The sequence below is a fragment of the Streptomyces sp. NPDC058459 genome (assembly GCF_042721685.1).
GTDB lineage: Bacteria > Actinomycetota > Actinomycetes > Streptomycetales > Streptomycetaceae > Streptomyces.
Window position 1 is genome coordinate 1 of sequence record NZ_JBHXLV010000108.1, and the last position, 22,054, is coordinate 22,054.

22 protein-coding genes are annotated in these 22,054 nt (G+C 73.6%); 11 read left to right on the forward strand and 11 right to left on the reverse strand.

Annotation, left to right across the window (positions count from 1 at the left end; genetic code table 11):
* Positions 1–87 precede the first annotated feature (87 nt).
* Positions 88–936, forward strand: coding sequence for a lysozyme (locus tag ACFWN1_RS20165; RefSeq protein ID WP_384363715.1), 849 nt, complete (start codon positions 88–90; stop codon positions 934–936).
* 235 nt (positions 937–1,171) lie between these two features.
* Positions 1,172–1,528 (forward strand): hypothetical protein, encoded by a 357-nt coding sequence (locus tag ACFWN1_RS20170; protein WP_384363717.1) that lies wholly within the window; start codon positions 1,172–1,174, stop codon positions 1,526–1,528.
* On the opposite strand, the gene ACFWN1_RS20175 is transcribed toward ACFWN1_RS20170, so the two are convergent.
* On the reverse strand, positions 1,525–2,721 hold the full coding sequence (locus ACFWN1_RS20175) for an AI-2E family transporter (RefSeq protein WP_384363719.1): 1,197 nt from the start codon (positions 2,719–2,721) through the stop codon (positions 1,525–1,527). The genes ACFWN1_RS20170 and ACFWN1_RS20175 overlap by 4 nt on opposite strands.
* A 321-nt stretch (positions 2,722–3,042) precedes the next feature.
* Here ACFWN1_RS20175 and ACFWN1_RS20180 point away from each other — a divergent pair, with 321 nt between their 5' ends.
* From ACFWN1_RS20180 to hypE, 7 genes are all read left to right on the forward strand, one after another.
* Positions 3,043–4,752, forward strand: coding sequence for an enoyl-CoA hydratase-related protein (locus ACFWN1_RS20180; protein ID WP_384363721.1), 1,710 nt, complete (start codon positions 3,043–3,045; stop codon positions 4,750–4,752).
* Entirely contained in the window at positions 4,749–5,336 is a 588-nt protein-coding gene (locus ACFWN1_RS20185; protein ID WP_384363723.1) for a hydrogenase maturation protease, read from the forward strand. The genes ACFWN1_RS20180 and ACFWN1_RS20185 overlap by 4 nt, the downstream gene beginning before the upstream one ends.
* Positions 5,337–5,399: 63 nt before the next feature.
* Positions 5,400–6,188 carry a hydrogenase nickel incorporation protein HypB gene (hypB, locus tag ACFWN1_RS20190; RefSeq protein WP_384363725.1) on the forward strand — a complete coding sequence of 263 codons (789 nt, stop codon included), beginning with the start codon at positions 5,400–5,402 and terminating at the stop codon, positions 6,186–6,188.
* Positions 6,185–8,536 carry a carbamoyltransferase HypF gene (hypF, locus tag ACFWN1_RS20195; protein WP_384363727.1) on the forward strand — a complete coding sequence of 784 codons (2,352 nt, stop codon included), beginning with the start codon at positions 6,185–6,187 and terminating at the stop codon, positions 8,534–8,536. The genes hypB and hypF overlap by 4 nt, the downstream gene beginning before the upstream one ends.
* Before the next feature lie 47 nt (positions 8,537–8,583).
* Complete coding sequence (locus tag ACFWN1_RS20200) at positions 8,584–8,874, forward strand: HypC/HybG/HupF family hydrogenase formation chaperone (RefSeq protein ID WP_384363729.1); 291 nt, start codon at positions 8,584–8,586, stop codon at positions 8,872–8,874.
* Positions 8,871–10,016 (forward strand): hydrogenase formation protein HypD, encoded by a 1,146-nt coding sequence (hypD, locus tag ACFWN1_RS20205; protein WP_384363731.1) that lies wholly within the window; start codon positions 8,871–8,873, stop codon positions 10,014–10,016. The genes ACFWN1_RS20200 and hypD overlap by 4 nt, the downstream gene beginning before the upstream one ends.
* 76 nt (positions 10,017–10,092) lie before the next feature.
* Entirely contained in the window at positions 10,093–11,082 is a 990-nt protein-coding gene (gene hypE, locus ACFWN1_RS20210; RefSeq protein ID WP_384363753.1) for a hydrogenase expression/formation protein HypE, read from the forward strand.
* Positions 11,083–11,143: 61 nt separating this feature from the next.
* On the opposite strand, the gene hypA is transcribed toward hypE, so the two are convergent.
* The 9 genes from hypA to ACFWN1_RS20255 all read right to left on the reverse strand — a co-directional run bounded on the left by hypA (position 11,144) and on the right by ACFWN1_RS20255 (position 18,412).
* On the reverse strand, positions 11,144–11,491 hold the full coding sequence (gene hypA, locus ACFWN1_RS20215) for a hydrogenase maturation nickel metallochaperone HypA (RefSeq protein ID WP_384363733.1): 348 nt from the start codon (positions 11,489–11,491) through the stop codon (positions 11,144–11,146).
* A 7-nt stretch (positions 11,492–11,498) separates the two neighbouring features.
* The gene (locus ACFWN1_RS20220; RefSeq protein WP_384363755.1) at positions 11,499–11,690 is read right to left on the reverse strand and encodes a hypothetical protein; all 192 of its coding nucleotides are present in this window, start codon (positions 11,688–11,690) and stop codon (positions 11,499–11,501) included.
* A 20-nt stretch (positions 11,691–11,710) separates the two neighbouring features.
* Entirely contained in the window at positions 11,711–11,917 is a 207-nt protein-coding gene (locus tag ACFWN1_RS20225) for a hypothetical protein (protein ID WP_384363735.1), read from the reverse strand.
* A 38-nt stretch (positions 11,918–11,955) separates the two neighbouring features.
* On the reverse strand, positions 11,956–12,546 hold the full coding sequence (locus tag ACFWN1_RS20230) for a DUF5947 family protein (protein WP_384363737.1): 591 nt from the start codon (positions 12,544–12,546) through the stop codon (positions 11,956–11,958).
* A complete protein-coding gene (locus ACFWN1_RS20235; RefSeq protein WP_384363739.1) occupies positions 12,543–13,118 on the reverse strand; it encodes a NifU family protein in 576 nt (191 codons plus the stop codon). Before ACFWN1_RS20235 ends, ACFWN1_RS20230 begins: the two co-directional genes overlap by 4 nt.
* Complete coding sequence (locus tag ACFWN1_RS20240; RefSeq protein WP_384363740.1) at positions 13,111–14,904, reverse strand: nickel-dependent hydrogenase large subunit; 1,794 nt, start codon at positions 14,902–14,904, stop codon at positions 13,111–13,113. The genes ACFWN1_RS20235 and ACFWN1_RS20240 overlap by 8 nt, the downstream gene beginning before the upstream one ends.
* Before the next feature lie 70 nt (positions 14,905–14,974).
* Positions 14,975–16,066 (reverse strand): hydrogenase expression protein HypE, encoded by a 1,092-nt coding sequence (locus ACFWN1_RS20245; RefSeq protein WP_384363742.1) that lies wholly within the window; start codon positions 16,064–16,066, stop codon positions 14,975–14,977.
* A gap of 83 nt (positions 16,067–16,149) precedes the next feature.
* Entirely contained in the window at positions 16,150–17,607 is a 1,458-nt protein-coding gene (locus ACFWN1_RS20250) for a hypothetical protein (protein WP_384363744.1), read from the reverse strand.
* A gap of 130 nt (positions 17,608–17,737) precedes the next feature.
* A complete protein-coding gene (locus ACFWN1_RS20255) occupies positions 17,738–18,412 on the reverse strand; it encodes a DedA family protein (RefSeq protein ID WP_384363746.1) in 675 nt (224 codons plus the stop codon).
* Positions 18,413–18,576: 164 nt separating this feature from the next.
* Here ACFWN1_RS20255 and ACFWN1_RS20260 point away from each other — a divergent pair, with 164 nt between their 5' ends.
* On the forward strand, positions 18,577–20,136 hold the full coding sequence (locus ACFWN1_RS20260) for a hypothetical protein (RefSeq protein ID WP_384363748.1): 1,560 nt from the start codon (positions 18,577–18,579) through the stop codon (positions 20,134–20,136).
* Here ACFWN1_RS20260 and ACFWN1_RS20265 read toward each other — a convergent pair.
* Positions 20,103–21,131, reverse strand: a complete 1,029-nt coding sequence (locus ACFWN1_RS20265; RefSeq protein WP_384363749.1) for a LysR substrate-binding domain-containing protein — start codon at positions 21,129–21,131, stop codon at positions 20,103–20,105. The two genes, ACFWN1_RS20260 and ACFWN1_RS20265, sit on opposite strands and share 34 nt — an antisense overlap.
* Positions 21,132–21,340: 209 nt before the next feature.
* Between ACFWN1_RS20265 and snpA the strand changes: the two genes are divergently transcribed.
* Positions 21,341–22,018, forward strand: a complete 678-nt coding sequence (snpA, locus tag ACFWN1_RS20270) for a snapalysin (protein WP_384363751.1) — start codon at positions 21,341–21,343, stop codon at positions 22,016–22,018.
* Positions 22,019–22,054 lie beyond the last annotated feature (36 nt).

A 22,054-nucleotide genomic window follows, 5' to 3' on the forward strand; every position in this document is an offset into this window, starting at 1 on the left:
CCCCTCCCGGCCGGGCCACCCACATGGCCCAGCAGGCGCCTTCGCCCGGCGGTACCCGGCGTGCGGGCCGGGGCGATGACGGGTCAGATGGAGGACGTGCGAAGCGACATACTCCTCCCCAGTGGCCGCAGCTCACGCCTGTGTCTCACCGGCGTCCTGACCGGCCTCCTCCTCTTCCTGTCGCCCCCCGCCGCCGTGCCCGAATCCGGTGGGCCGACCGCCCTGCGCGGCAGCGCCTACATGGGCGTGGGCGTACGCGCCCACGACGAGGGCGCCTCCCTGGCCGGCGTCCGGTCAGCCGCCCCCCGGGTGACCCAGACCGAGGGCGTGGACGTCTCCAGCCACCAGGGCGACGTCGCCTGGCCCGCCCTGTGGGGTGCGGGCGCCCGGTTTGCCTACACCAAGGCCACCGAAGGGACGTACTACAAGAACCCCCACTTCACCCAGCAGTACGACGGCCCCTTCGGCACGGGCATGCTCCGGGGTTCGTACCATTTCGCCACCCCCGACACCACCGGCGGCAAGGCCCAGGCCGACTACTTCGTCGACCACGGCGGCGACTGGTCCAAGGACGGCAAGACCCTGCCCGGTGTCCTGGACATCGAGTGGAACCCCTACGGGGCCTCCTGCTACGGCAAGTCCAAGAGCGGCATGGTCAGCTGGATCAAGGACTTCCTGAACCGCTACAAGGCCCGCACCGGCCGCTCCGCCGTCATCTACACGGCCACCAACTGGTGGAAGGACTGCACCGGCGACTACTCCGGCTTCAGCTCCCACCCCCTGTGGATCGCCCGCTACGCCTCCACCCCCGGAACGCTGCCGGCCGGCTGGTCCTTCCAGACCATGTGGCAATACACCTCGACCGGCACGACCGTGGGCGACCACGACAGGTTCAACGGCTCCCTCACCAGGCTGCGCGCCCTCGCCAAGGGCTGACGCACCGCCGGGGTGGTGTGCGCGGAACCCGGCCCACCCGGCCGGCCCGCGCCCCGTCAGGCACGGCCCCCTGTCCCCGCCGCCTCCCATGGCGGCGGTATCCCAGTACCCGCACTCAGGCGTACTGCGCCCTGGCGGGCAGGCTGGAGGCATCACAACGCCATCACCGGACACCCCGTCACCCCGACACGGGCACGGACACGGGCACGGACACGCGTGGCTGTAGGTGGCGCTCGTGGCGCTCGGCGTGAGCGCCGTGTGCGGAGGAGCCGCACTGTCCTGGCCGGGCGACGAACTGCGCCGGGCGGCCGAGGGCGCGGCCCGCTCCGACGCCGAGTTCTTCTTCCCCGACGCGCCGCCCACCCTCACCGACTCCCGCCGCACCGAACTCGGCGGCCGTCCCGCGCACACCGTCGCCCTGGACGTCCCGCACGACGGCGGCACCGCACGTGTGGAACTCACGGCGGTCGCAGGGGCCCACGGTGAGTTCCTCCTCGCACTGACCGCCGGTGCCGGCGACGCGGCACCCCTCGCCGCCGTGCACGCCGTGCACGCCGTGCACGCCGTGGAGGCCGGCGTCCTGCTCGGCTAGGGCGGGGACGGGGACGGGTTCGGCGGAGACGCCCGCAGGGCGCTCAGCACCGCCCACACCACCGACACCAACGGCACCGCCACCACGGCCCCGATCACCCCGGCCACGATGCTCCCCGCGATCACGGACACCGCGACGACCAGCGGATGCAGCCGCACCGCCCAGCTCATCACCAGCGGATGCAGCACATGCCCCTCCAACTGGCCGATGACCACGATCAGCACCAGCACGGCGCCGGCCGTCAGCGGACCGCGCCCCGCCAGCGCCACGACCGTCGCCACCCCGAGCGCCACCGGCGAACCCACCAGCGGCACGAACGCGGCGAAGAACTCCAGCAGGGTCAGCGGCAGCGCCAGCGGCACCCGCAGCACGAACAGCGCGATGCCGACGAGGACCGCGTTCGTCGCGGCGATGATGATGATCCCCCGGGTGTACCCGGCGAAGGTCCGCCAGGCCGCGCGCCCGGCGCGGTCCCACCTGGGGCGCGCCCCGCGCGGCAGCAGCCGCAGGCTCACCCAGCCCCACAGCTTCTCACCGGAGTGGATGAAGAACACCGAGGCGAACAGCGCCAGCGCCCCGCCCGTGATCACCTCCACCAGCCGGCCGAGCCCGGAGACCGCGCTGCTGAACAGGCTGGCCCGGTGCCGGGAGAGATAGTCCGTCACCTCCTGCTGGAGTGCCGCCAGCCGCCCCGGGCTCAGCCGGAACGGCGGCTGCCGCAGCCACTCCTCGATCCGGTGCACCCCGCCCCGGAACTCCCCGCTCAGCCGCGTCGACTCGCTTGCCACGGAGTTGCCCACCAGCGCGAGCAGCCCCAGGATCAGCAGGATGCTGCCGAGGAGCGCGACGGCCACGCCGAGCGGCCGGGGCATGAACCGGTCCAGCACATCCACGAGCGGCCGCAGCACCGAGGTCACGACCAGCGCCAGGAACAGGGCGACGGCGATGAGCTGGAAGCGGCCCAGCACACCGAAGATGCCCCAGACGACGATCCCGACGAGGATGAGCCGCCACGCGTAGGCCGCGGCCACCCGCAGCCAGCCCACGGTCAGCTCGGCCACCGAGGTACGCGGGATGGACCGGGTCACCGAGGGCAGCCGCACGGTGTACGCCGGACGGCTGCCCGGCACCGAACCCCGCGCGGCCGGTCCGGAACGCTGCCGTCCCGTCCGCCGCCCCTCACCAGCCGCCACGCGCCCCGCCTCGCCTCCGCGTCCGCCGAGCCGACCGACGATCACCTACGACGACGCTACGGGCAAACGGGACACTGGGTTACGCCCGGTGGGCCGCTCGGCCTACTCCTGCCGTCGGCAGCCAGTTCCCCCTGCGGGCCGAGCGGGCGGCAGGCGGGGGAGCGCTCACTGCCGCATCCGAACTCCAGACCGATGACCGAACATTTGTTCGGGTCAAACAGGCCGGAATGCCCGGCTATGAGCAGAAGCAGTCAAGTAGGGGTGAGGAAACGTTCCGATGGTCCTACATGACGTCCGGAACATGGACGAATATACGGTCTCATGGACATTTTGCTGGTCGCCAGCGCGTTCAACAGCCTCACCCAGCGCGCCTACGCCGAACTCTCGGACGCGGGCCACCGGGTGGACGTCGTACTCGCCACGCACGGTCCCGACCCCGTCCGCGCCGCCGTCCGCGAACTCCGCCCCGAGCTGATCATCGCGCCCATGCTGAAGACGGCGCTCCCGGAGGACGTGTGGCGGGAGCACACCTGCCTCGTCGTGCACCCCGGCCCGCCCGGCGACCGGGGCCCCTCCTCACTGGACTGGGCCGTCGCCGGGGAGGTCACCCGGTGGGGCGTCACCGTCCTCCAGGCCGAGGCGGCCATGGACGCGGGCGCGGTCTGGGCCGACGAGCCCTTCCCCGTACCGGCCACCGGCAAGAGCGACCTGTACCGCAACGAGGCCGCCGACGCCGCCATGACCGCCCTGCACCGGGCGGTACGCCGGTACGCCGACGGCGACCACAAACCCCGCCCGCAGACCGCCGACCGGCCCGACGTGAGGTGGCGCGGCTACTTCCGCCAGGACCGGCGCCGCATCGACTGGGAGCACGACGACACCGGGACCGTCCTGCGCGGGCTGCGCGGCGCCGACTCCCAGCCGGGCGTGCTGGACGAACTCCACGGCCGCGAGGTGTTCCTGCACGGCGGACACCCCGAGGACCAGCTGCGCGGCCGCCCCGGCGACCTCCTCGCCACCCGCGCCGGAGCCGTCTGCCGCGCCACCCGCGACGGCGCCGTATGGATTCCCGAGCTGCGCCCCCGCAGGAACTCCGGCGACCCGGCACCCTTCCGGCGCCCCGCCGCCACCGTCCTCGCCTCCTGGAGCGCCCCGCACACCCCCGCGCTGCCGGAGATCCCGGCCCCGCTCGACCTCCCCGAAGGCCGCAGCACCTACGCCGACATCCGCTACCGGGAGCGCGGCGCCGCAGGCTTCGTCACCTTCTCCTTCCCCGGCGGCGCGATGAGCACCGGCCAGTGCCGCAGACTCCTCGCCGCCTACCGGTACGCACTCGCCCGCCCCACCTCCGTCCTCGTCCTGGGCGGCGCCCGCGACTTCTTCTCCAACGGCATCCATCTCAACGTCATCGAGGGCGCCCCCGACCCCGGCGAGGAGTCCTGGCGCAACCTCGAAGCCATGGACGACCTGGTCGAGGCCGTGCTGCGCACCACCGACCGGCTGGTGATCGCCGCGCTCGCCGGCAACGCGGCCGCCGGCGGCGCCATGCTCGCCCTCGCCGCCGACGAGGTGTGGTGCCGCACCGGCTCCGTCCTCAACCCGCACTACCGGCGCATGGGCCTGTTCGGCTCCGAGTTCTGGACGTACTCCCTGCCCCGCCGCACCGGCCCCGAGACCGCGCGCCGCCTCACCACCGAGGCCCTCCCCGTCAGCGCCGCCCGAGGGGTACGGCTCGGCCTGGTGGACCGTCTCGTCCCCGCCGCGCCCGGGGAGTTCGCGGGCACCGTCGAGGCCATGGCCGCCGAAGTCGCCGCCGCCCCCGGCCTGGCCGACCGGATCGCCGCCAAGTCCGCCGCCCGCCAGGCCGACGAGTCCCTGCGCCCCCTCGCCGACCACCGGCGCGACGAACTCGCCCGGATGCACGCCATCTTCTCCGACCCCACCGCGCCCTACCACGCCCTGCGCGCTGCCTTCGTCCGCAAGGTCCCCGCCACCAGCACCCGCCCCCTGCACCCCGGAGTCGGCCGATGACCGCCCCTGAACCCCTGCTGGTGGCCGGAGTCGGCAACATCTTCCTCGGCGACGACGCCTTCGGCCCCGAGGTGATCCGCGCCCTCGAAGCGCGCCCCCTCCCGCCCGGCGCCCATGTACGGGACTTCGGCATCCGGGGCATGGACCTCGCCTACGCCCTGCTCGGCGGCTGCGCCACCGCCGTACTCGTCGACGCCGCCCCGCGCGGGCAGCGCCCCGGCACCCTCTCCCTGGTCGAGGCCGCACCACCGGACGGCACCGTCGTGCCCGAGGCCCACGGCATGGACCCGGAGAAGGTGCTCGCCCTCGCCACCCACCTCGGCGACGAACCCCTGCCCCGGGTCCTCGTCCTGGCCTGCGAGCCCGCCGTGCTACCCGGCCCGGACGAGGACATCGCCCCCGGCCTCAGCGACCCGGTGCGCGCGGCCGTCGCACGGGCGGTCGACGCGCTGCACACCCTGATCCCCGTGCTGCTGGCGGATCCGGCCGCACCGTGGCCCCCGTTGGGCCGCCCGATGGAATCCGGGCCCCCGTACGCGGCTGCGCTGCCCGGCCACGCGGGCGGCGGAGCCGAAGATCGGTGAGACCCCTGGGCCGTGCCCGGCACGGCCCGGGGCCCAGCCCGATCTTCCCGAGGAGCTGTGCCCATGTGCCGGTCCGACGTCAAGCAGGCCGTCCTGGCCAAGAACGACGACCTCGCCGCCCGCCTCCGTGCGGACCTCGCCGAACGGGGCGTCACGGTGGTCAACCTGCTGTCCAGCCCCGGCAGCGGCAAGACCGAGCTCCTCGGCCGCGTCCTGGCCCGCGCCGTGCAGCGCGGCGTCCCCGTGGCCGCGCTCACCGCCGACCTGGCCACCGAGAACGACGCCCAGCGCCTCGCCCGCTCCGGCGCCCCCGTCCAGCAGCTCCTCACCGACGGCCTGTGCCACCTGGAGGCCGGCCAGGTCCGCGACCGCCTCGACGGCTGGCTCCCCGCCGACACCGAGGTGCTGTTCGTGGAGAACGTCGGCAACCTCGTCTGTCCCGCCTCCTACGACCTCGGCGAGACCCTCAGGATCTCGCTGATGGCCGTCACCGAGGGCGAGGACAAGCCCCTGAAGTACCCCACCGCGTTCGGCTCCGCCCACCTGGTCGCCATCACCAAGACCGACCTCGCCGAGGCGGCCCGCTTCGACGAGGCCGCCTTCCGGGCCAACGTGCAGCGGGTCAACCCCGGCGTCGAGACCGTACGGACCTGCGCCCGCAGCGGGGACGGCGTCGACGCCCTGCTGGAGCGCGCCCTCGCCGTCCGGCACGCGCCCCCCGCCCACCGCCCGCCACTGGCCCCCGGCCCGCACAGCCACGACCACGGCGGGCACTCCCACGACGACAGCGGCCACGACGACAGCGGCCACGGCCACGACCACCACCACCCGGCCGCCACCCCCCTCGCGTGACCGCCCCCGCGACGGGCCGGGTGCGCCGCCGCCTCACCGTGCGGGGCACGGTGCAGGGGGTCGGCTTCCGGCCCCATGTGCACCGGCTCGCCGCGGAGCACGCCCTCACCGGCTTCGTCGGCAACACCGCCGACGGCGTCCTCATCGAGGTCGAGGGCCCCCTCGCCGAAGTGCGGCTGTTCTGCGCGGAGCTGGCAGAACGCCCGCCCCCGCTCGCCTCCGTCACCGGCATCGGTCACGAGGATCTCCCCGCCGCCGGCACCGACGACGCGTTCATCATCCGGGCCACCGGACACACCGCCGGCCGTACCCAGTTGCCGCCCGACACCGCCACCTGCGCCGACTGCCTGCGCGAACTCGCCGCCCCGGCCGACCGCCGCCACCGGCACCCCTTCGTCACCTGCACCCACTGCGGTCCCCGCTTCACCATCTCCACCGCGATGCCCTACGACCGCGCGGCCACCACCATGGCCCGCTTCCCGCTGTGCCCCGCCTGCGCCCGCGAGTACGGCGACCCGCTCGACCGGCGCTTCCACGCCCAGCCCGTCGCCTGCCCCGACTGCGGCCCCCGCCTGAGCCTCGTCCCCGCCGAGGGCACCGGAGTCCGGCCGGCCCGCGACGCCGAAGCCCTCACCGCCGCGCGGGCCCTGCTCGCCCAGGGCCGGATCGTCGCCGTCAAGGGTCTCGGCGGCTACCACCTCGCCTGCGACGCCACGAACCCCCGTGCCGTCGCCACCCTGCGCGCCCGCAAGGAACGCGGCGGCAAGGCGTTCGCGGTGATGTGCGCCGACCTGACCACCGCCGAACGCGTCGCCCATGTATCAGCGGCCGAACGGGCCTTCCTCACCGGCCCCGAACGCCCCATCGTCCTGCTGCGCGCCCGCACCGCCGGCGACGGCCCCCGCCTGGCCGGCGACATCGCGCCCGGCAGTCCGCACCTCGGCGTCCTGCTGCCCTACACCCCCGTGCACACCCTGCTGTTCGGCCTGCCCGGCGATCCCCCGGGACCCCGCGCGCTCGTCATGACCAGCGGCAACCGCTCCGGCGAGCCGATCGTCACCGACGACGCCGAGGCACTGATCAGGCTCGCCGGACTGGCCGACGCCTGGCTCACCCACGACCGCGCCGTCGCCGCCCCCTGCGACGACTCCCTGCTCCGGGTACGCCCCGACGGCACCGCCCAACTCCTGCGCCGCTCAAGGGGATACGTCCCGCGTCCACTGACCCTCCCGGTGCCGGTGAGGCCCGCCCTCGCGGTCGGCGGCGACCTGAAGAACGCGCTCTGCCTCGGCGAGGGCGACCAGGCGTGGTTCGGGCCGCACATCGGGGACATGGGCGACCTCGCCGCCCTGGACGCCGCCCGCCGGGCCGAGACCCACCTCACCGCCCTGACCGGCGTCGCCCCGCGTCTGATCGCCGCCGACCGGCATCCCGGCTACCACTCGGCCGCCCACGCCCGCCGCCGCGCCACCGAGTCCGGCCTGCCGGAACCGGCTCTGGTGCGGCACCACCACGCCCACATCACCTCCGCCATGGCCGAACACGGCCTCGACGGCACCACCCCCGTCATCGGCGTCGCCTTCGACGGCACCGGCTACGGCGACGACGGCACCGTATGGGGCGGCGAGATCCTGCTCGCCGACTACACCGGGTACCGGCGCTTCGCCCACCTCGTCCCCGCCCCGCTGCCCGGCGGGGACACGGGCGTCGCCAACCCCTGCCGGCAGGCACTGGCCCGGCTCTGGGCGGCCGGAGTCGACTGGACCCCCGACCTGCCCAGCGTCGCCGCCTGCACCGAGACGGAACTCACTGTGCTGCGACGCCAGTTGGAGCGGCAGGTCGCCTGCGTGCCGACCAGCAGCATGGGGCGCCTCTTCGACGCCGTGTCCTCCCTCACCGGTGCCTGCCACCGCGCGGGCCACGAGGCCGAGGCGGCGCTCGCCCTGGAGGCGCTGGCCCTGCGGGCGCGGGACGCGGACAGCGTCGAGTACCCCTTCGGCCTCGCCCCCGGACCGCGGGCCGACCCCGCCCCGATGCTGCGCGCCCTCCTCGCCGACCGGCGCCGTGGCGTGCCCGCGCCCGTGCTCGCCGCCCGCTTCCACCGGGGCGTCGCGGGCGCCGTCACCGAGCTGTGCCGGCGTGCCCGCGAGGCAACCGGCCTGACCACCGTGGCCCTGACCGGCGGAGTCTTCGCCAACGCCCTGCTGGAGGAGGACAGCACCGCCCGGCTCACCGCCGACGGCTTCACCGTCCTGCGGCACTGCCGGGTGCCGCCCAACGACGGCGGACTGGCGCTCGGACAGCTCATGGTCGCGGCCCACGCGACCGGGCCGGCCCGACCCCGCTGATCCGCCGGCCCGGCCATCAGCGCACCCCAGACGAGACGGAGTGACCCATGTGTCTTGCAGTGCCCGGCAAGGTCGTCGCCATCGACGACGGCGCCGACCCGCTCACCGGGCTCGTCGACTTCGGCGGCGTGCGGAAGCAGGCGTGCCTGGAGTACCTGCCCGACGTGAAGGTGGGGGAGTACGTCATCGTGCACGTCGGCTTCGCCCTGCAGCGGCTCGACGAGGAGTCGGCCCGCGCCTCGCTGGAGCTGTTCGAGCAACTGGGGCTGCTGGAGGAGGAGTTCGGGGACGCCTGGGAGCAGGCCGAGCGGCAGGGAAGCGGGAGTGAGAGCCGGTGAGGTACATCGACGAGTTCAACGACCCCGCGCTGGCCCGCCGCCTGCTGGACGAGATCCGCGCCACCGTCACCCGGCCCTGGGCCCTGATGGAGGTGTGCGGCGGCCAGACCCACTCCATCATCCGGCACGGCATCGACCAACTCCTGCCCGATGAGGTCGAGCTGATCCACGGCCCCGGCTGTCCGGTGTGTGTCACCCCGCTCGACGTCATCGACAAGGCCCTCGCCGTGGCCGCCCGCCCCGGCGTGATCTTCTGCTCCTTCGGCGACATGCTGCGGGTGCCCGGCACCGACCGCGACCTGTTCCGGGTCAAGGGCGAGGGCGGCGACGTACGCGTGGTGTACTCCCCGCTCGACGCGCTGGAACTGGCACGCAAGCACCCGGAGAAGCAGGTGGTGTTCTTCGCCATCGGCTTCGAGACCACCGCCCCCGCCAACGCCATGGCCGTCCACCAGGCCCGCCGGCTCGGCCTCACCAACTTCAGCCTGCTGGTCAGCCATGTCCGGGTGCCCCCGGCGATCGAGGCCATCATGACCGCCCCCGAATGCCGGGTGCAGGGCTTCCTCGCCGCCGGGCACGTGTGCAGCGTGATGGGCACCGCCGAGTACCCCGAGCTCGCCGAACGGCACCGGGTCCCGATGGTGGTCACCGGGTTCGAACCGCTCGACATCCTGGAGGGCATCCGCCGCGCCGTCCACCAGCTGGAGCGCGGCGAGCACCGGGTGGAGAACGCCTACCCCCGTGCCGTCCGCGAGGAGGGCAACCCGGCCGCCCTGCGCATGCTCGAGGACGTCTTCGAGGTCACCGACCGCAACTGGCGCGGCATCGGACCCATCCCGGCCAGCGGCTGGCGCCTCGCGGAGGCGTACCGCGCCTACGACGCCGAGCACCGCTTCGACGTCACCGGCATCCGCACCGAGGAACCCGCCGTCTGCCGGGCCGGTGAGGTGCTCCAGGGCCTGATCAGGCCCACCGAGTGCGAGGCGTTCGGCACCGCATGCACCCCGCGCACCCCGCTCGGCGCCACCATGGTCTCCAGCGAGGGCGCCTGCGCCGCCTACTACCTGTACCGCCGCGTGGAAGGCGGTCCCGCGCCACGCGGACCGCGCATCCCGCGAGAGGAGATGAACCCCGTTGGCTGACCTCACCGAGGCCCCCGCGACCGACCCCGCCGACTGGACCTGCCCCGCCCCCCTGCGCGACCAGGGCGTGGTCGTCATGGGTCACGGCGGCGGCGGCGCCCTCTCCGCCGAGCTGATCGACCAGGTCTTCGCCCCCGCCTACGGCAACCCCACCCTGGCCGGGCTCGCCGACTCCGCCGTACTCGAACTCGGCGGCGCCCGGCTGGCGTTCTCCACCGACTCCTACGTGGTGCGCCCGCTGTTCTTCCCCGGCGGCTGCCTGGGCGATCTCGCCGTCAACGGCACGGTGAACGACCTGGCGATGAGCGGCGCGCGGCCCGCCTACCTGTCCACGGCGTTCGTACTGGAGGAGGGCGTCGAACTGGCGGTCGTGGACCGGATCGCCCGCGCCCTGGGCGCCGCCGCCCGCGCCGCGGACGTCACCGTAGCCACCGGCGACACCAAAGTGGTCGAGTCCGGCCACGGCGACGGCGTCTACGTCACCACCGCCGGCGTCGGCCTCGTACCCGACGGCGTCGACATCCGTCCCCAGCGGGCGCGGCCCGGCGACGCCGTCATCGTCAGCGGGCCGATCGGGCTGCACGGTGTCGCGGTGATGAGCGTGCGCGAAGGGCTGGAGTTCGGCGTCGAGATCGAGTCCGACACCGCGCCGCTCGCCGGGCTCGTGGCGGCCATGCTCGCCGTCACCAAGGACCTCCACGTACTGCGCGACCCCACCCGGGGCGGGCTCGGCGCCTCCCTGAACGAGATCGCCCGCGCCTCCGGCACCGGGGTCAGGATCACCGAGCGGGCCGTACCCGTGCCGGACGAGGTCGCCAACGCCTGCGGCTTCCTCGGCCTGGACCCGCTCTACGTCGCCAACGAGGGCAGGCTCGTCGCCTTCGTACCCCGCGAGCACGCCGACGCCGTGCTCGCCGCGATGCGCGCCCACCCCGAGGGCGCCGGGGCCGCGCCGATCGGGGAGTGCGTGGCCGAGCACCCCGGCATGGTCACCGTCGCCACCGCGCTCGGCGGCACCCGGGTGCTGGATCTGCCGCTGGGGGAACAGCTCCCCCGCATCTGCTGACCGGCACGCACGCGAACCGGCCCCGCCCGCGAAGGACGGGACCGGTTGACGCGTACGGGGATCAGGGCACCGACTCCACGGCCGTGATCTCCAACTCCCTGCCGCCGCGCAGATCCTGCGAGGGCTGGTCACAGGCCGGGCACCAGAAGAACGGGGGCATGCCCACCGCGAACTCCTCCGCGCACCCGCCGCACCAGGCCACCGCCGTCACCTGCTCCACCACCAGATCGGCCGAGGCGAGCGGGGTGCCGTCCCGGGCCACCTCGAAGGCGAAGCGCAGCGCGTCCGGCACCACACCCGCCAGCTCACCGACCCGCACGGTCACCGAGGAGACGTCCCCGGCGCCGTCCGCGCGGGCGATCTCCCCGGCCTGCTCCACGATCGCGGTAGCGATCGACAGCTCGTGCACCGCTGTCTCACGGGTGCCGGCGGGCCGTGCGCAGGCCGCCGGTCATCCGGTAGATCTTGATCTCCCGGAGCATCCCGGGGACCTCCTTCACCAGCAGCAGCACCGTCAGACCGGCCAGCACGGCGGCCTGGGCGACGAGTACGCGCCGCCCCGTCCACACGGTCCGCTCGGTCTCCCGCACGGCTCTCTCGACCTTCATGGCGCTCACTTCCTGTCCTTTCAGGCCGGCGGAATGTTCGGCATGACGTCGAGGATGGCGTCATGCCGCTTGCTGCGGACACCCGTGGAGCGGCTCGCGTCGGCGGTGCCGTCCTCGTGGTGCCCGGTCTGCTCCTGGTAGGGGCCCTGATTGCCCTCGTGCAGGCCCGGCACGTGTGTCGGCGTGTCCGCCTTCACCTGGGGACGGCCCACTCTGATCCTGCCCATGAACGTCTCCTCTCTCGGCTTCACGAACGCTCTCGGCTTCACGAACGCTCGGTGAGCTCCGCGAAGAACCGCTCGACGACCGGCCACACCCGGCCCCCGCCGGACAGCCCCTGCCACTCGGTGCGGACCAGGGCGACCATCCGGAAGCAGTCGTCGATCGGTACGATCCAGTGCTCCTCCTGGCCGCGCACCGTGTTGATCAGCAGGGCCTCCACCTCGGGTACCACGGAGGCGAGCTGCGGACACGTGGCGGCCAGGCCGTGCCAGGCGCCGGAGTCCACCTCCCACCGCATGGCCCCGGCCGGGCTCGGCCCCTGCGCGGTCACCGTGCCGTCGGCGCGCGGGACGAAGAACACCAGCCCCACCGGCACGCCCAGCGCCGCCGTGTCGACCGGCGCGAGCCGCACCCGGCGCCGGGGCACCGGCCGGTACCGGCCGCCGCCCGCCCCCTGCTCGGAGAACAGCACCGAACAGGGACCGCAGACACAGCGGACCTCGTCGGCCGCCGGCTCGAACAGATGCGGATGCTCCTCGGCAACCGGCGCGGCACACAGCTCGCACACCTCCGGCCGTCCGGCGCCGGCCAGGGCCGGACCGGTACGGATCAGCCGCGCCAGCGCCCCGCTCACCGCGCCTCCTGCCGATGCTCCGCCCGGCGCGTGGTCAGCGTGGCGAGCGGCACGAACGCGGGCGGCCTCGCCCGCTCGGCGGTGACCGCCTCCACCGCCCGCAGCTCCGGCGCGGCGGCCAGTACGGCCGCCCGCACCACCTCGGTGACGTCCCCGCCACCCCCGCCGCACCCCGACCCGCAGCCACCACCGCCCGAGTCGACCCGGACCCGGGCCACCTCGCCCTCGACGCCCAGCCAGTGGAGGTCCCCGCCGCGCTCGCGCACCGCAGGCCGCAGCCGCTCCACCGCGCGCTCGGCCCGCCGTTCCGGCGACTCGGGGTGCAGGGAGTGCAGCACCAGCAGATGGGACAGCAGCTCGTCACCGGCCACCCGCTCCAGCAGGGCGGCGTCCGCCCCGTCGAGCAGCCGGGCCAGTGCCTCCCCGTACACCTCGGTCAGCAGGGCCACCGACTCCAGCGCCTCGGCCGACTCGCCGCCGGACTCCAGCCGCTCCAGCCGCTCCAGCAGCTCGTCCAGCCGGGTGAGCCGTGCCTCCACCGCGGGGTCGGCGAGCCGGGCGCCGTCAGCCATGGTTCGCGCCGTAGGTGGGGGAGTGCACCACGTCCAGCGTCTTGCCCTTGCCCATGTACATGTGGACACCACAGGGCAGACAGGGGTCGAAGCTGCGCACGGTGCGCATGATGTCGACGCCCTTGAAGTCGTCCGGCCCGTTCTCCTCGAAGATCGGCTGTCCCTGGACCGCGTCCTCGTACGGGCCGGGGGTGCCGTAGATGTCGCGGGGACTCGCGTTCCACGGGGTCGGCGGGTACGGGTGGTAGTTGGCGATCTTCTTGTCCTTGATCACCAGGTGGTGCGAGAGGACCCCGCGCACGGCCTCGTGGAAGCCGCAGCCGATCGCCTCGTCCGGGACCTCGAAGTCCTGGAACACCTTGGTCTCGCCAGCCCGCAGCAGGTCCATGGACTCCTCCAGGAACTGCAGCGCCATCGCCGCCGCGTAGGCGACGAAGTACGGCCGGGCGCGGCCGCGTTCGATCGTGTTGCTCCACTGCGGGACGCGCCACTCCAGCGTGGTCTCCGGCAGCGACTCGCCCTTGGGGAGCTGGATGCGGACGCTGCCGTTGCCCGAGGAGACGTACCGGGTGTCGACCAGGCCGCTCAGCGCGGTCGACCACAGCCGGGCCAGCGGGCCGCCGCCGGTGTCCAGCGCGAGGTGCTCGCCGGTGTCCTTGTGGTGCCAGCGCGGGCTCATCACCCAGCTGTAGTTCCCGTCGAACTCGCGCTTCTGCGGCACCGGGACGGTCGTCTGGTTCCACGGGTGGCGCATGTCGACCGGGTTGCCCAGCGGGTCGTGCGTGACGAAGGGCTGCTCGTTGACCCAGTCGTCGTAGAAGGAGCTGCCGAGCATGATGCGGATGCCCAGGTTGATGTCGACCAGGTTGTTGGTGACCAGCTTCCCGTCGACGACGATCCCTGGCGTCACGTACATCGCCTTGCCCCACTCGTTCATGGTGGCGTAGCGGTAGTCGGCGACGGCCGGGTCCTGCCAGGCGCCCCAGCAGCCCAGCAGGATGCGGCGCCTGCCTACCTCCTCGTAGCCCGGCAGGGCCTCGTAGAAGAAGTCGAAGATGTCGTCGGCCAACGCCACCGACTTCTTGACGAAGTCGATGATGTGCATCAGCCGGCTGAGGTAGTCGGTGAAGACGCCGGGCTGCGGCATGGTGCCGACACCGCCCGGATACAGCGTCGAGGGGTGCACATGGCGGCCCTCCATGAGACAGAACATCTCCCGGGTGACGCGGCTGATCTTCAGCGCCTCCTTGTAGACCTCGCCCTCGAAGGGGTTGTACGACCGCATGACGTCGGCGATGGTCCGGTAGCCGTGGATGTCGCCGCGCGGGGCTTCGGTGCGCTCGGCGCGGGCCAGGACACCGGGGTTGGTGGCCTTGACCATCGCCTCGCAGTAGTCCACGAACAGCAGGTTGTCCTGGTAGATCGTGTGGTCGAACATGTACTCGGCGGCCTCGCCGAGGTTGGTGATGTGCTCGGCCATCGGCGGGGGTTTGATGCCGTACGCCATCTGCTGGGCGTAGTTGGAGCACGTGGTGTGGTTGTCCCCGCAGATGCCGCAGATGCGCGAGGTGATGAAGCCCGCGTCACGCGGGTCCTTGCCCTTCATGAAGACCGAGTAGCCGCGGAACAGCGACGAGGTGCTGTGGCACTCCGACACCTCCCGGTTGGCGAAGTCGATCTTCGTGTAGATGCCCAGGTTGCCGATGATCCGGGTGACCGGATCCCACGACATGTCCACGAGCTGGGCGGGCTTGCGTCCCGTGGGCCGGGATTCGGTGGTCGTCATCTGCGGTACTGCCCCTCGCTGTCGGGGTGGTGCGGGTGGGGGGTGGGTGCGGATCGCGGCCGGCCCGGCGTCAGGGACGCCAGTACGGGTCGTAGCCGCTGGTGAGCTTGCTCCTGCGGTGCCGCCACTTGGGCTCGTGGTCGACCATCTCGTTGGTCACGCCGCGCAGTCGGCGGATGATGGCGCCGTACGGCTTGATGACCATCGAGGACAGGGTGCCGCCGGGCGGTTCGTCCATGAACGGCATGAACGCGTCCGGGAAGCCGGGCATCGTGCACCCGATGCAGATGCCGCCGACGTTCGGGCAGCCGCCGATGCCGGCCATCCAACCGCGCTTGGGCACGTTGCAGTTGACCACCGGTCCCCAGCAGCCGGTCTTCACCATGCACTTGGGCGAGTTGTAGTCGAGCCCGAAGTCCGCCTGCTCGTAGTACGAGCCCCGGTCGCAGCCCTCGTGGACGGTCTTGCCGAACAGCCACTGCGGCCGCAGCATGTGGTCCAGCGGGGGCGGCGGCGCGGAACCGGCGGCGTGCTGGAGCACCCAGATCAGGGTCTCCATGAAGTTCTCGGGCTGGATCGGGCAGCCGGGCACGTTGACGATGGGCAGCCCGGCCGTCGACCGGTAGTCCCAGCCCAGGTAGTCACCGAGGCCCATGGAGCCGGTCGGGTTGCCGGCCATGCCGTGGATGCCGCCGTAGGTCGCGCAGGTGCCGGCCGCGACCACCGCCCACGCCTTCGGGGCGAGCTGGTCGATCCACCAGTTGATGGTCTGCGGCTGCCCCGTCTCGGGGTCGTTGCCGAACGACGTCCAGAAGCCGTCGCCCTCGATGATGTCCTGGTTGGGCACCGAGCCCTCGATGACCAGGATGAACGGGGTCTCCAGCTCGCCGCGCGCCGCCTGCCGGTAGGGGGTGAGGAAGTCCTCCCCGCCCATGCTCGGCGACAGCACCTTGTTGACCAGGTTGACCTTGGGCAGTCCGGGGATCAGGCCGAGGACCACGTCCTCGACGGAGGGCTGCGTGGCCGCCGTCAGGGAGACGGTGTCGCCGTCGCAGCTCATCCCCTCCGAGATCCAGAGGATGGTGATCTCGTCCATCCCCTCGTGCTCCTCGGATCGCTCGACGCCCTCGCGGGCCGCGGTGGTGTGGCTCTCGGTCGTCATGTCGCCTGCCTTCGCTGCGGTCGGTCGGCCGCGGGTGAGTCGGTGTCGCCGTCGGGGCGTCCGGGGCTCGGGTCCGGCGGGGCTCAGGGTCGCGGCTCGGCGCCGTCCCCGAGGGGTTCGAGTTCTTCGGGCTTGAAGTAGTGGAAGCGGCCGTACCAGCCGTGCAGTTCCGCCGCCGGGTCGTCGTCGACGGTCACCGCGAGGTGCACGCTGCCGTCCACGTCGTGGAAGACCCCGGCGACCTCGGCGGTGCGGCCCACCAGGAACATGTCCTGGGCGTCCGCCCCGCGCAGCCGCGGGTTCAGCCGTACCTTGCTGCCGGTGCCGAGGTGGACGCCGACCACCGGCACGGTGTCCGTCGTCGGGGACAGCCCCGCGTCGCCGCCCTCCTGCCACCAGGCCGGCCGCGCCTCGGGGGCCGCCCCGACCGGGGTCAGGGACCGGATCGCGCCGTGCAGGCCGGCGAAGACCTCGGGCGGCATCGTGTCGACCCGGTCGAGGATGCGGGCGGCGCGCGGATCGGTCGCACGCGCCTCCGCCTTCTCCTCGTCGGTCAGCAGCATCGTGCGCAGCGTCAGGATCTCGTCGATCTCCGCCGCGTCGTGCAGATCGCCCGGACTCTCCGGCGCCACCTGCGGGTGGTCCGGCAGGATGATCGGCGCCGACAGCAGCACGGGGCCGGTGGCGCCGTCCTCGCTCGCCCCGGCCGGACCGCCCAGCACGGGGAAGGTGAAGGCGCTGCGGCAGCCGCGCGCCCGCTCCCGCAGCGCGGCGGGCGGGTCGGTCTGCGAGACGAACTCCAGCCCGTCGCCGCCGATCAGGGTGTGCGCGGCGAGCAGCGCCTGCCGCAGCGCCTCGGCGCGCGGGGCACGGGCGTCCCGCGCCTCGCCCGCGTTCTCGGTGCGAACGCACAGCCGGTACAGACCGTCCCCCAGTTCCTCGGCCGCGACCGTGGTGCGCGCCTCCACCCGCTCGCGGCGGCGCACCACCCGTCCGGCGCCCAGTTCCTCGGTGGCCACGGCGGGCGGCGCGGAGACCTCGACGGTGCACGGGCCGCGCAGCAGCTCCGCCAGCGGCCGCCCGAGGTCCACCTCGTACGGGACCGCCTCGTCGAAGCTCAGCTGCGCCGTGCCGTCGCCGGCACGCAGCGACTCCACCGGCCGGTGCCGGCCGTCCTCGCCCAGTGCCTCTACCTGCTTGCGCTGGAGCTGGAGATACCGCACCCGTACCCGCAGCACCGCGTCCGGAGCCGCCCGTACCAGGCACTCGGTGCGCTGGTACCAGGAGTCCGCCGAACCGGAGATGCCCTCGGCGACCGGGCCGTCCGCCTCCACCCAGGTACGGGGCAGCAGCACCCCGAACTGCCAGCGGACCCGGTTCTTGGCCGAGGAACGCCGGTAGGGGTAGAGCAGATAGCCCTCGTACAGCACGGCATCCGCGACCGCGCCCACCTCGGTGAACGGATCGCCGGACAGCCCCTCGGGGATGTCCCGGCCGGGCGTGGCGACGCATGCGCCGCCCTCGCCTCCCGTGTCAGCCATGCCGCCTCCTCGCCACCGGTGCAATGGGGCGATGTCTTCCACCGTTCTCCCTCACCGTCACACCGCTCACGCTGCCTCGCCCCTTGGGCGGACCCTGGTTGAGCCGCGTGGGTGACGCGCGGGGGAGGGCTCAGTCGTCGGTGCCGCCGGTGTCGCCGGTGCCGTCACGACCGTCCTCGCCCCGCCCGCGCCGGGACCGGACCACCTCCACCAGCAGCGGCACCAGGGAGAGCGCCACCACGACCGCGATCAGCGGCAGCAGACAGTCGTCCACGTCGTCCACCGACGAGCCGAGCGCCCAGCCCATCAGCACCAGGCTCTGGGACCACAGCACCCCGCCGACCGTCTGCCAGACCGTGAAGGTCCCGGCCGGCACCCCGAGCGCCCCGGCGGCCGGATGCAGCACGGAGCGCAGCATCGGCACGAACCGGCCGATCACCAGCGCCTTGCGGTACCCGTACCTGGCCAGCAGCCGTTCCGCCCGCGCGACGCCCTCCCTGACCCGGCGGCTGGAGGTGCGGGTCAGCAGTGCCCGGCCGCCGTGCCGCCCGATGAGGAAACCCACCTGGGCGCCCGCCACCGTGCCCACGGCGGCGCACAGCATCACCTGCCACAGCACCAGCCGGGGCGGCTGACCGCCGTGCTGGACCGCGCTGAGCACCCCGGCCGGGAACAGCAGCGTGTCGCCCGGCAGGAAGAAGCCGACGACCAGCAGCCCGGATTCGGCGAAGGTCACCGCCAGCACGCCCAGGGCGCCGAAGGCGGTCAGCAGGGACGCGCTGTCCGTGGGGTTGACGGCGTTCACCCGCCCATCGCCTCCCGGCCCGCCGATCGGTCGTCCGACACCCAGTCTCACGTGAACCGGGCGCGCGCGCCCGCGCGTCGTGCCGCGCGCACACCCTCTGTCGCGGTCCCGACACGGGCCGTAGACTCATCCGTAGCGCGGGGCGGTTGACAGGGGGAGCCGACATGCCGGAAGCGCCGTACGGCCCGGACCAGCACTTCACCGTTCCGCCGATGCCGCACGGGCCGCCGCCCGGGTCCGCGGACCCGCTGCGCGCGGCCGCCGTGGCCCTGCTCAACCTGAGCGGACTCGGCCTCGGCTACGCCCTGCTCCGTAGATGGGGCCCGCTGGTCCTGTGCCTGGCGGCCACCGCCGTCCTCCTCTTCGTCGCGCTGCCCGCCGACGCCGGCGGCGTGCCCACCGTGGTACCCGCCGGCTACGGCGTCTTCCTGCTGCTGGCCGCCGCCCACGGCGCCCGGTCGGGACTGCGCACCCCACTGGCCGCCCGCGCACCTCTCGCTCTGCTGCTGGGCCTGGTGCTGCTCGCCGTACCGGTGGGCGGCGCGCTCTGGTACGACGGCGCCCGCGAGGAGGCCGGGCAGCAGGCGCTGCTCGACCGGCTGGAGAAGGCCGACGACCTGGTGGCGGCGGCGGGCCGGGGGACCTTCGCAGCGTCCCGCTCCGACTACCGCGCCGCCCTCGCCGTCTACCGCGACCTCGCGGTCGACCACCCCGGCTCGCGCGCCGCCGACCGCGTCCCCGCCCGGCTGCGCGCCTACTACTCCACCGTCGGCGCCGCGTACGGCCGCCGGGAGTACTGCCTGGCCGTCGAACCCCTCCAGTTCCTGCGCACGGTGCCGCGCACCATCCCGGCCGACCGGCTCGGCCCGCTCGCCCACTGGCCCGACGACCGGCTCGCCACCTCGCTCTACGAGTGCGGCGCGGCCGATCTCAGCGACGGCGGGGAGGCATGGACCGGCCACTTCCGCGACCTGCTCGCCACCTTCCCCGGGTCGGCCGCCGCCGCCAAGGTGGTGCCCGCCGTCGACACGGCCGTCCGCACCGCCCAGCGGGGTGTGAGCGGGGCCGCGCCCTGCGCCGCCGTGGACCGGCTGCGCGCCCTCGGCACCCGGCTCACCGACCTCGCCTCCGCGCCCGGTGACGCCGTAGCCTCCCTCACCGCGGCCGCCGCCCGCGCCGGCCGCGCGGGGGACGCGGGAGCCTACGAGTGCGGGGTCGACCAGTTCGAGGACGGCGACTTCGCCGGGGCGCGGGGGAGCATGCGGAGCTATGTCTCGGACACCCGGAGCGGTGCGAAGCGGGAGCGGGCCAAGAAGATCGCCATCGGCGCCGAGGTCGCCCAGACCCTCCCGGACGCCGGGAAGACCCTGCCCACGACCGCCTCCGGGGGCAGCATCTCCGTCACGGTGAAGAACGACAGCCCCCGCGACATCACCGTCCTCTACACCGGTCCGGTCACCGGCAGCTTCACCCTCAAGGCGTGCGGCGGCTGCACCGCGTACTCCCTGGGCGCGACCATCACGCGCGGCTTCAAGCCGTGCTCCGACAGCGGGCGGGACTACCCCCGGCGCACCATCCAACTGCCGGTCGGGACCACGTACTTCGTGCACCAGCCGGGCGGCATCGGCGCGGGTACGCCCGCCTCCGACACCGCGCGGCTGCGGGCGGGCTACGTGTACACCGAATGCGCCTACACCACGCGGACGTTCGGGTCCGGGACCTGACCGGGCAGGCGTGCCCGGCGCGGCAGGGTCCGGCTCATGGCGCAGAACAGGGGCGCCGGCCCCGGTCCGGGGGCGCGCTCAAGCCAGTCCCGGTACGCCGGTGCCTGGTGGGCCACCTCCCAGTAGGCGTCGGCCAGTTCCGGGAAGCCCCGGTCGAGATCGGTCTCGGTGCGCGCCGCGACCAGCAGCCGGACCCCGATCGGGTCGCCGTGCAGCGGGCGGATGGCGAGATCGGACCGGGGGTGCGCGGTGGGCTGGCTGACCGTGACCACCTCGCCGGTGGCGGCCAGCGAGTAGGCGGTGAGGTAGTCGCCGTGCAGCATGTCCGGCTCGATCCCCGCCTCGCGCAGCACCCGGCAGATCGCGTCCCACTCGCCGTCCACCGTGGAGTCGACCATCCACCGGTCCTCGGCCAGCTCGGTGAGCCGCACCTCGGGCCGGGCCGCCGCCGGATGGTCCGCGGCCAGCGAGACGAACTGCGGCTCCCGCTCCACCAGCACCCGTACGCGCAGCCCCTCCGGCACCCGCAGCGGGCTGCCCTCCACCTCGTGCACGAAGGCCAGGTCGAGCGCCCCCTCGGCGACCAGCCGCAGCAGCGCGTTCGCGGACGCGTCCATCTGGAGCGAGGGGTCGGCCGCGGGCACGCGTGAGCGCAGCCGGCGCAGCCAGCCGGGCAGAGCGCGGCTCGCGGTGGCGCCGATCCGCAGCCGGGGCCCGGCCGAGGCGCGGGCGGCGGCCGCGCGGGCGTCGGTGACGAGCGCGGCGAGTTCCCCGACCAGCGGGCGGGCCCGGCTCAGCACCAGGCGGCCCAGCGGGGTCGGACGGCAGCCGGTGTGGCCGCGGCTGAAGAGCCGGCCGCCCAGCGCCTGTTCGATGCGGGCCAGCTGGGTGCTCAACGAGGGCTGAGCCAGGCCGAGTTCACGCGCCGCCTGATGCAGGCTGCCCGCATCGGCGATGGCGCACAGAACCCGGAAGTGCCTCACCTCTAGCTCCATGACGGGAGCCTAGGGCGGCTCGGCATGCTCACGCCAGACGCAGAAATCGCCGCGCACCGCCACGAGTTGGCGGTGATAGCCCGGTGCTATCGCAACTTGCCATTAGCCGGGGGCTGTTGATCTATCCAAGACTTCGGAGACAGCCGGTCGTCCACCCCCACCCGAACGACTGGCCACCCCCACACGCATCGAAAACAGGAGCACCCCACATGTCGTCCTCCAGCATGCCCGCGAAGACCACCAGAGTGTTCGCCGCCCTCGGTCTCGGCGTGGCCGCCGCCACGTTCGGCGCCGCCACCCCGGCCGCCGCCCAGGCTGCCCCCGTCGCCGCCCACGCCGGCCACGCCGGCTACACCGGCTCGGCGAAGGAGGCGGCGAACAACAACGCGTTCTTCGACGCGGTCATGAAGTCGGTCGCCGAGAAGCAGGCCGCCAACCCGGGCCTGCGGTCGGTCACCGTCACGTACAACCCCTCGGCGGCGCCGAGCTTCCGCTCGCAGATATCGAGCTCCACGTCCATCTGGAACAGCTCGGTCTCCAACGTCAGGCTCGCCTCGACCTCCGGCACCGGCAACTTCTCCTACCGCGAGGGCAACGACTCGCGCGGCTCGTTCGCCTCCACCGACGGCCACGGCCGGGGCTACGTCTTCCTCGACTACGCGCAGAACCAGCAGTACGACTCGGTCCGGGTCACCGCGCACGAGACCGGTCACGTGCTGGGCCTGCCCGACCACTACAGCGGCCCGTGCAGCGAGCTGATGTCCGGTGGCGGCCCCGGCACCTCCTGCACCAACCGCTACCCGAACGCCGCCGAGCGCTCCCGCGTCAACCAGCTGTGGGCCAACGGGCTCGCCAAGGCGCTGTCCAAGGTGAACCAGGACCGCTGACGGTCCCCCGCCAACCTGTGGGCCGTCGTCCGTGAC

Excerpts from the sequence above, each read along its gene's own strand:
- ACFWN1_RS20245 (WP_384363742.1), bottom strand. The coding sequence starts at position 16,066 with ATGACGACCGAGAGCCACACCACCGCGGCCCGCGAGGGCGTCGAGCGA.
- hypE (WP_384363753.1), top strand. The coding sequence starts at position 10,093 with ATGGGTCACGGCGGCGGCGGCGCCCTCTCCGCCGAGCTGATCGACCAG.
- ACFWN1_RS20185 (WP_384363723.1), top strand. The coding sequence starts at position 4,749 with ATGACCGCCCCTGAACCCCTGCTGGTGGCCGGAGTCGGCAACATCTTC.
- ACFWN1_RS20240 (WP_384363740.1), bottom strand. The coding sequence starts at position 14,904 with ATGACGACCACCGAATCCCGGCCCACGGGACGCAAGCCCGCCCAGCTC.
- ACFWN1_RS20200 (WP_384363729.1), top strand. The coding sequence starts at position 8,584 with ATGTGTCTTGCAGTGCCCGGCAAGGTCGTCGCCATCGACGACGGCGCC.
- ACFWN1_RS20250 (WP_384363744.1), bottom strand. The coding sequence starts at position 17,607 with ATGGCTGACACGGGAGGCGAGGGCGGCGCATGCGTCGCCACGCCCGGC.
- ACFWN1_RS20265 (WP_384363749.1), bottom strand. The coding sequence starts at position 21,131 with ATGGAGCTAGAGGTGAGGCACTTCCGGGTTCTGTGCGCCATCGCCGAT.
- ACFWN1_RS20225 (WP_384363735.1), bottom strand. The coding sequence starts at position 11,917 with ATGGGCAGGATCAGAGTGGGCCGTCCCCAGGTGAAGGCGGACACGCCG.
- ACFWN1_RS20165 (WP_384363715.1), top strand. The coding sequence starts at position 88 with ATGGAGGACGTGCGAAGCGACATACTCCTCCCCAGTGGCCGCAGCTCA.
- ACFWN1_RS20235 (WP_384363739.1), bottom strand. The coding sequence starts at position 13,118 with ATGGCTGACGGCGCCCGGCTCGCCGACCCCGCGGTGGAGGCACGGCTC.
- snpA (WP_384363751.1), top strand. The coding sequence starts at position 21,341 with ATGTCGTCCTCCAGCATGCCCGCGAAGACCACCAGAGTGTTCGCCGCC.
- hypB (WP_384363725.1), top strand. The coding sequence starts at position 5,400 with ATGTGCCGGTCCGACGTCAAGCAGGCCGTCCTGGCCAAGAACGACGAC.
- ACFWN1_RS20180 (WP_384363721.1), top strand. The coding sequence starts at position 3,043 with ATGGACATTTTGCTGGTCGCCAGCGCGTTCAACAGCCTCACCCAGCGC.
- ACFWN1_RS20260 (WP_384363748.1), top strand. The coding sequence starts at position 18,577 with ATGCCGGAAGCGCCGTACGGCCCGGACCAGCACTTCACCGTTCCGCCG.
- ACFWN1_RS20220 (WP_384363755.1), bottom strand. The coding sequence starts at position 11,690 with ATGAAGGTCGAGAGAGCCGTGCGGGAGACCGAGCGGACCGTGTGGACG.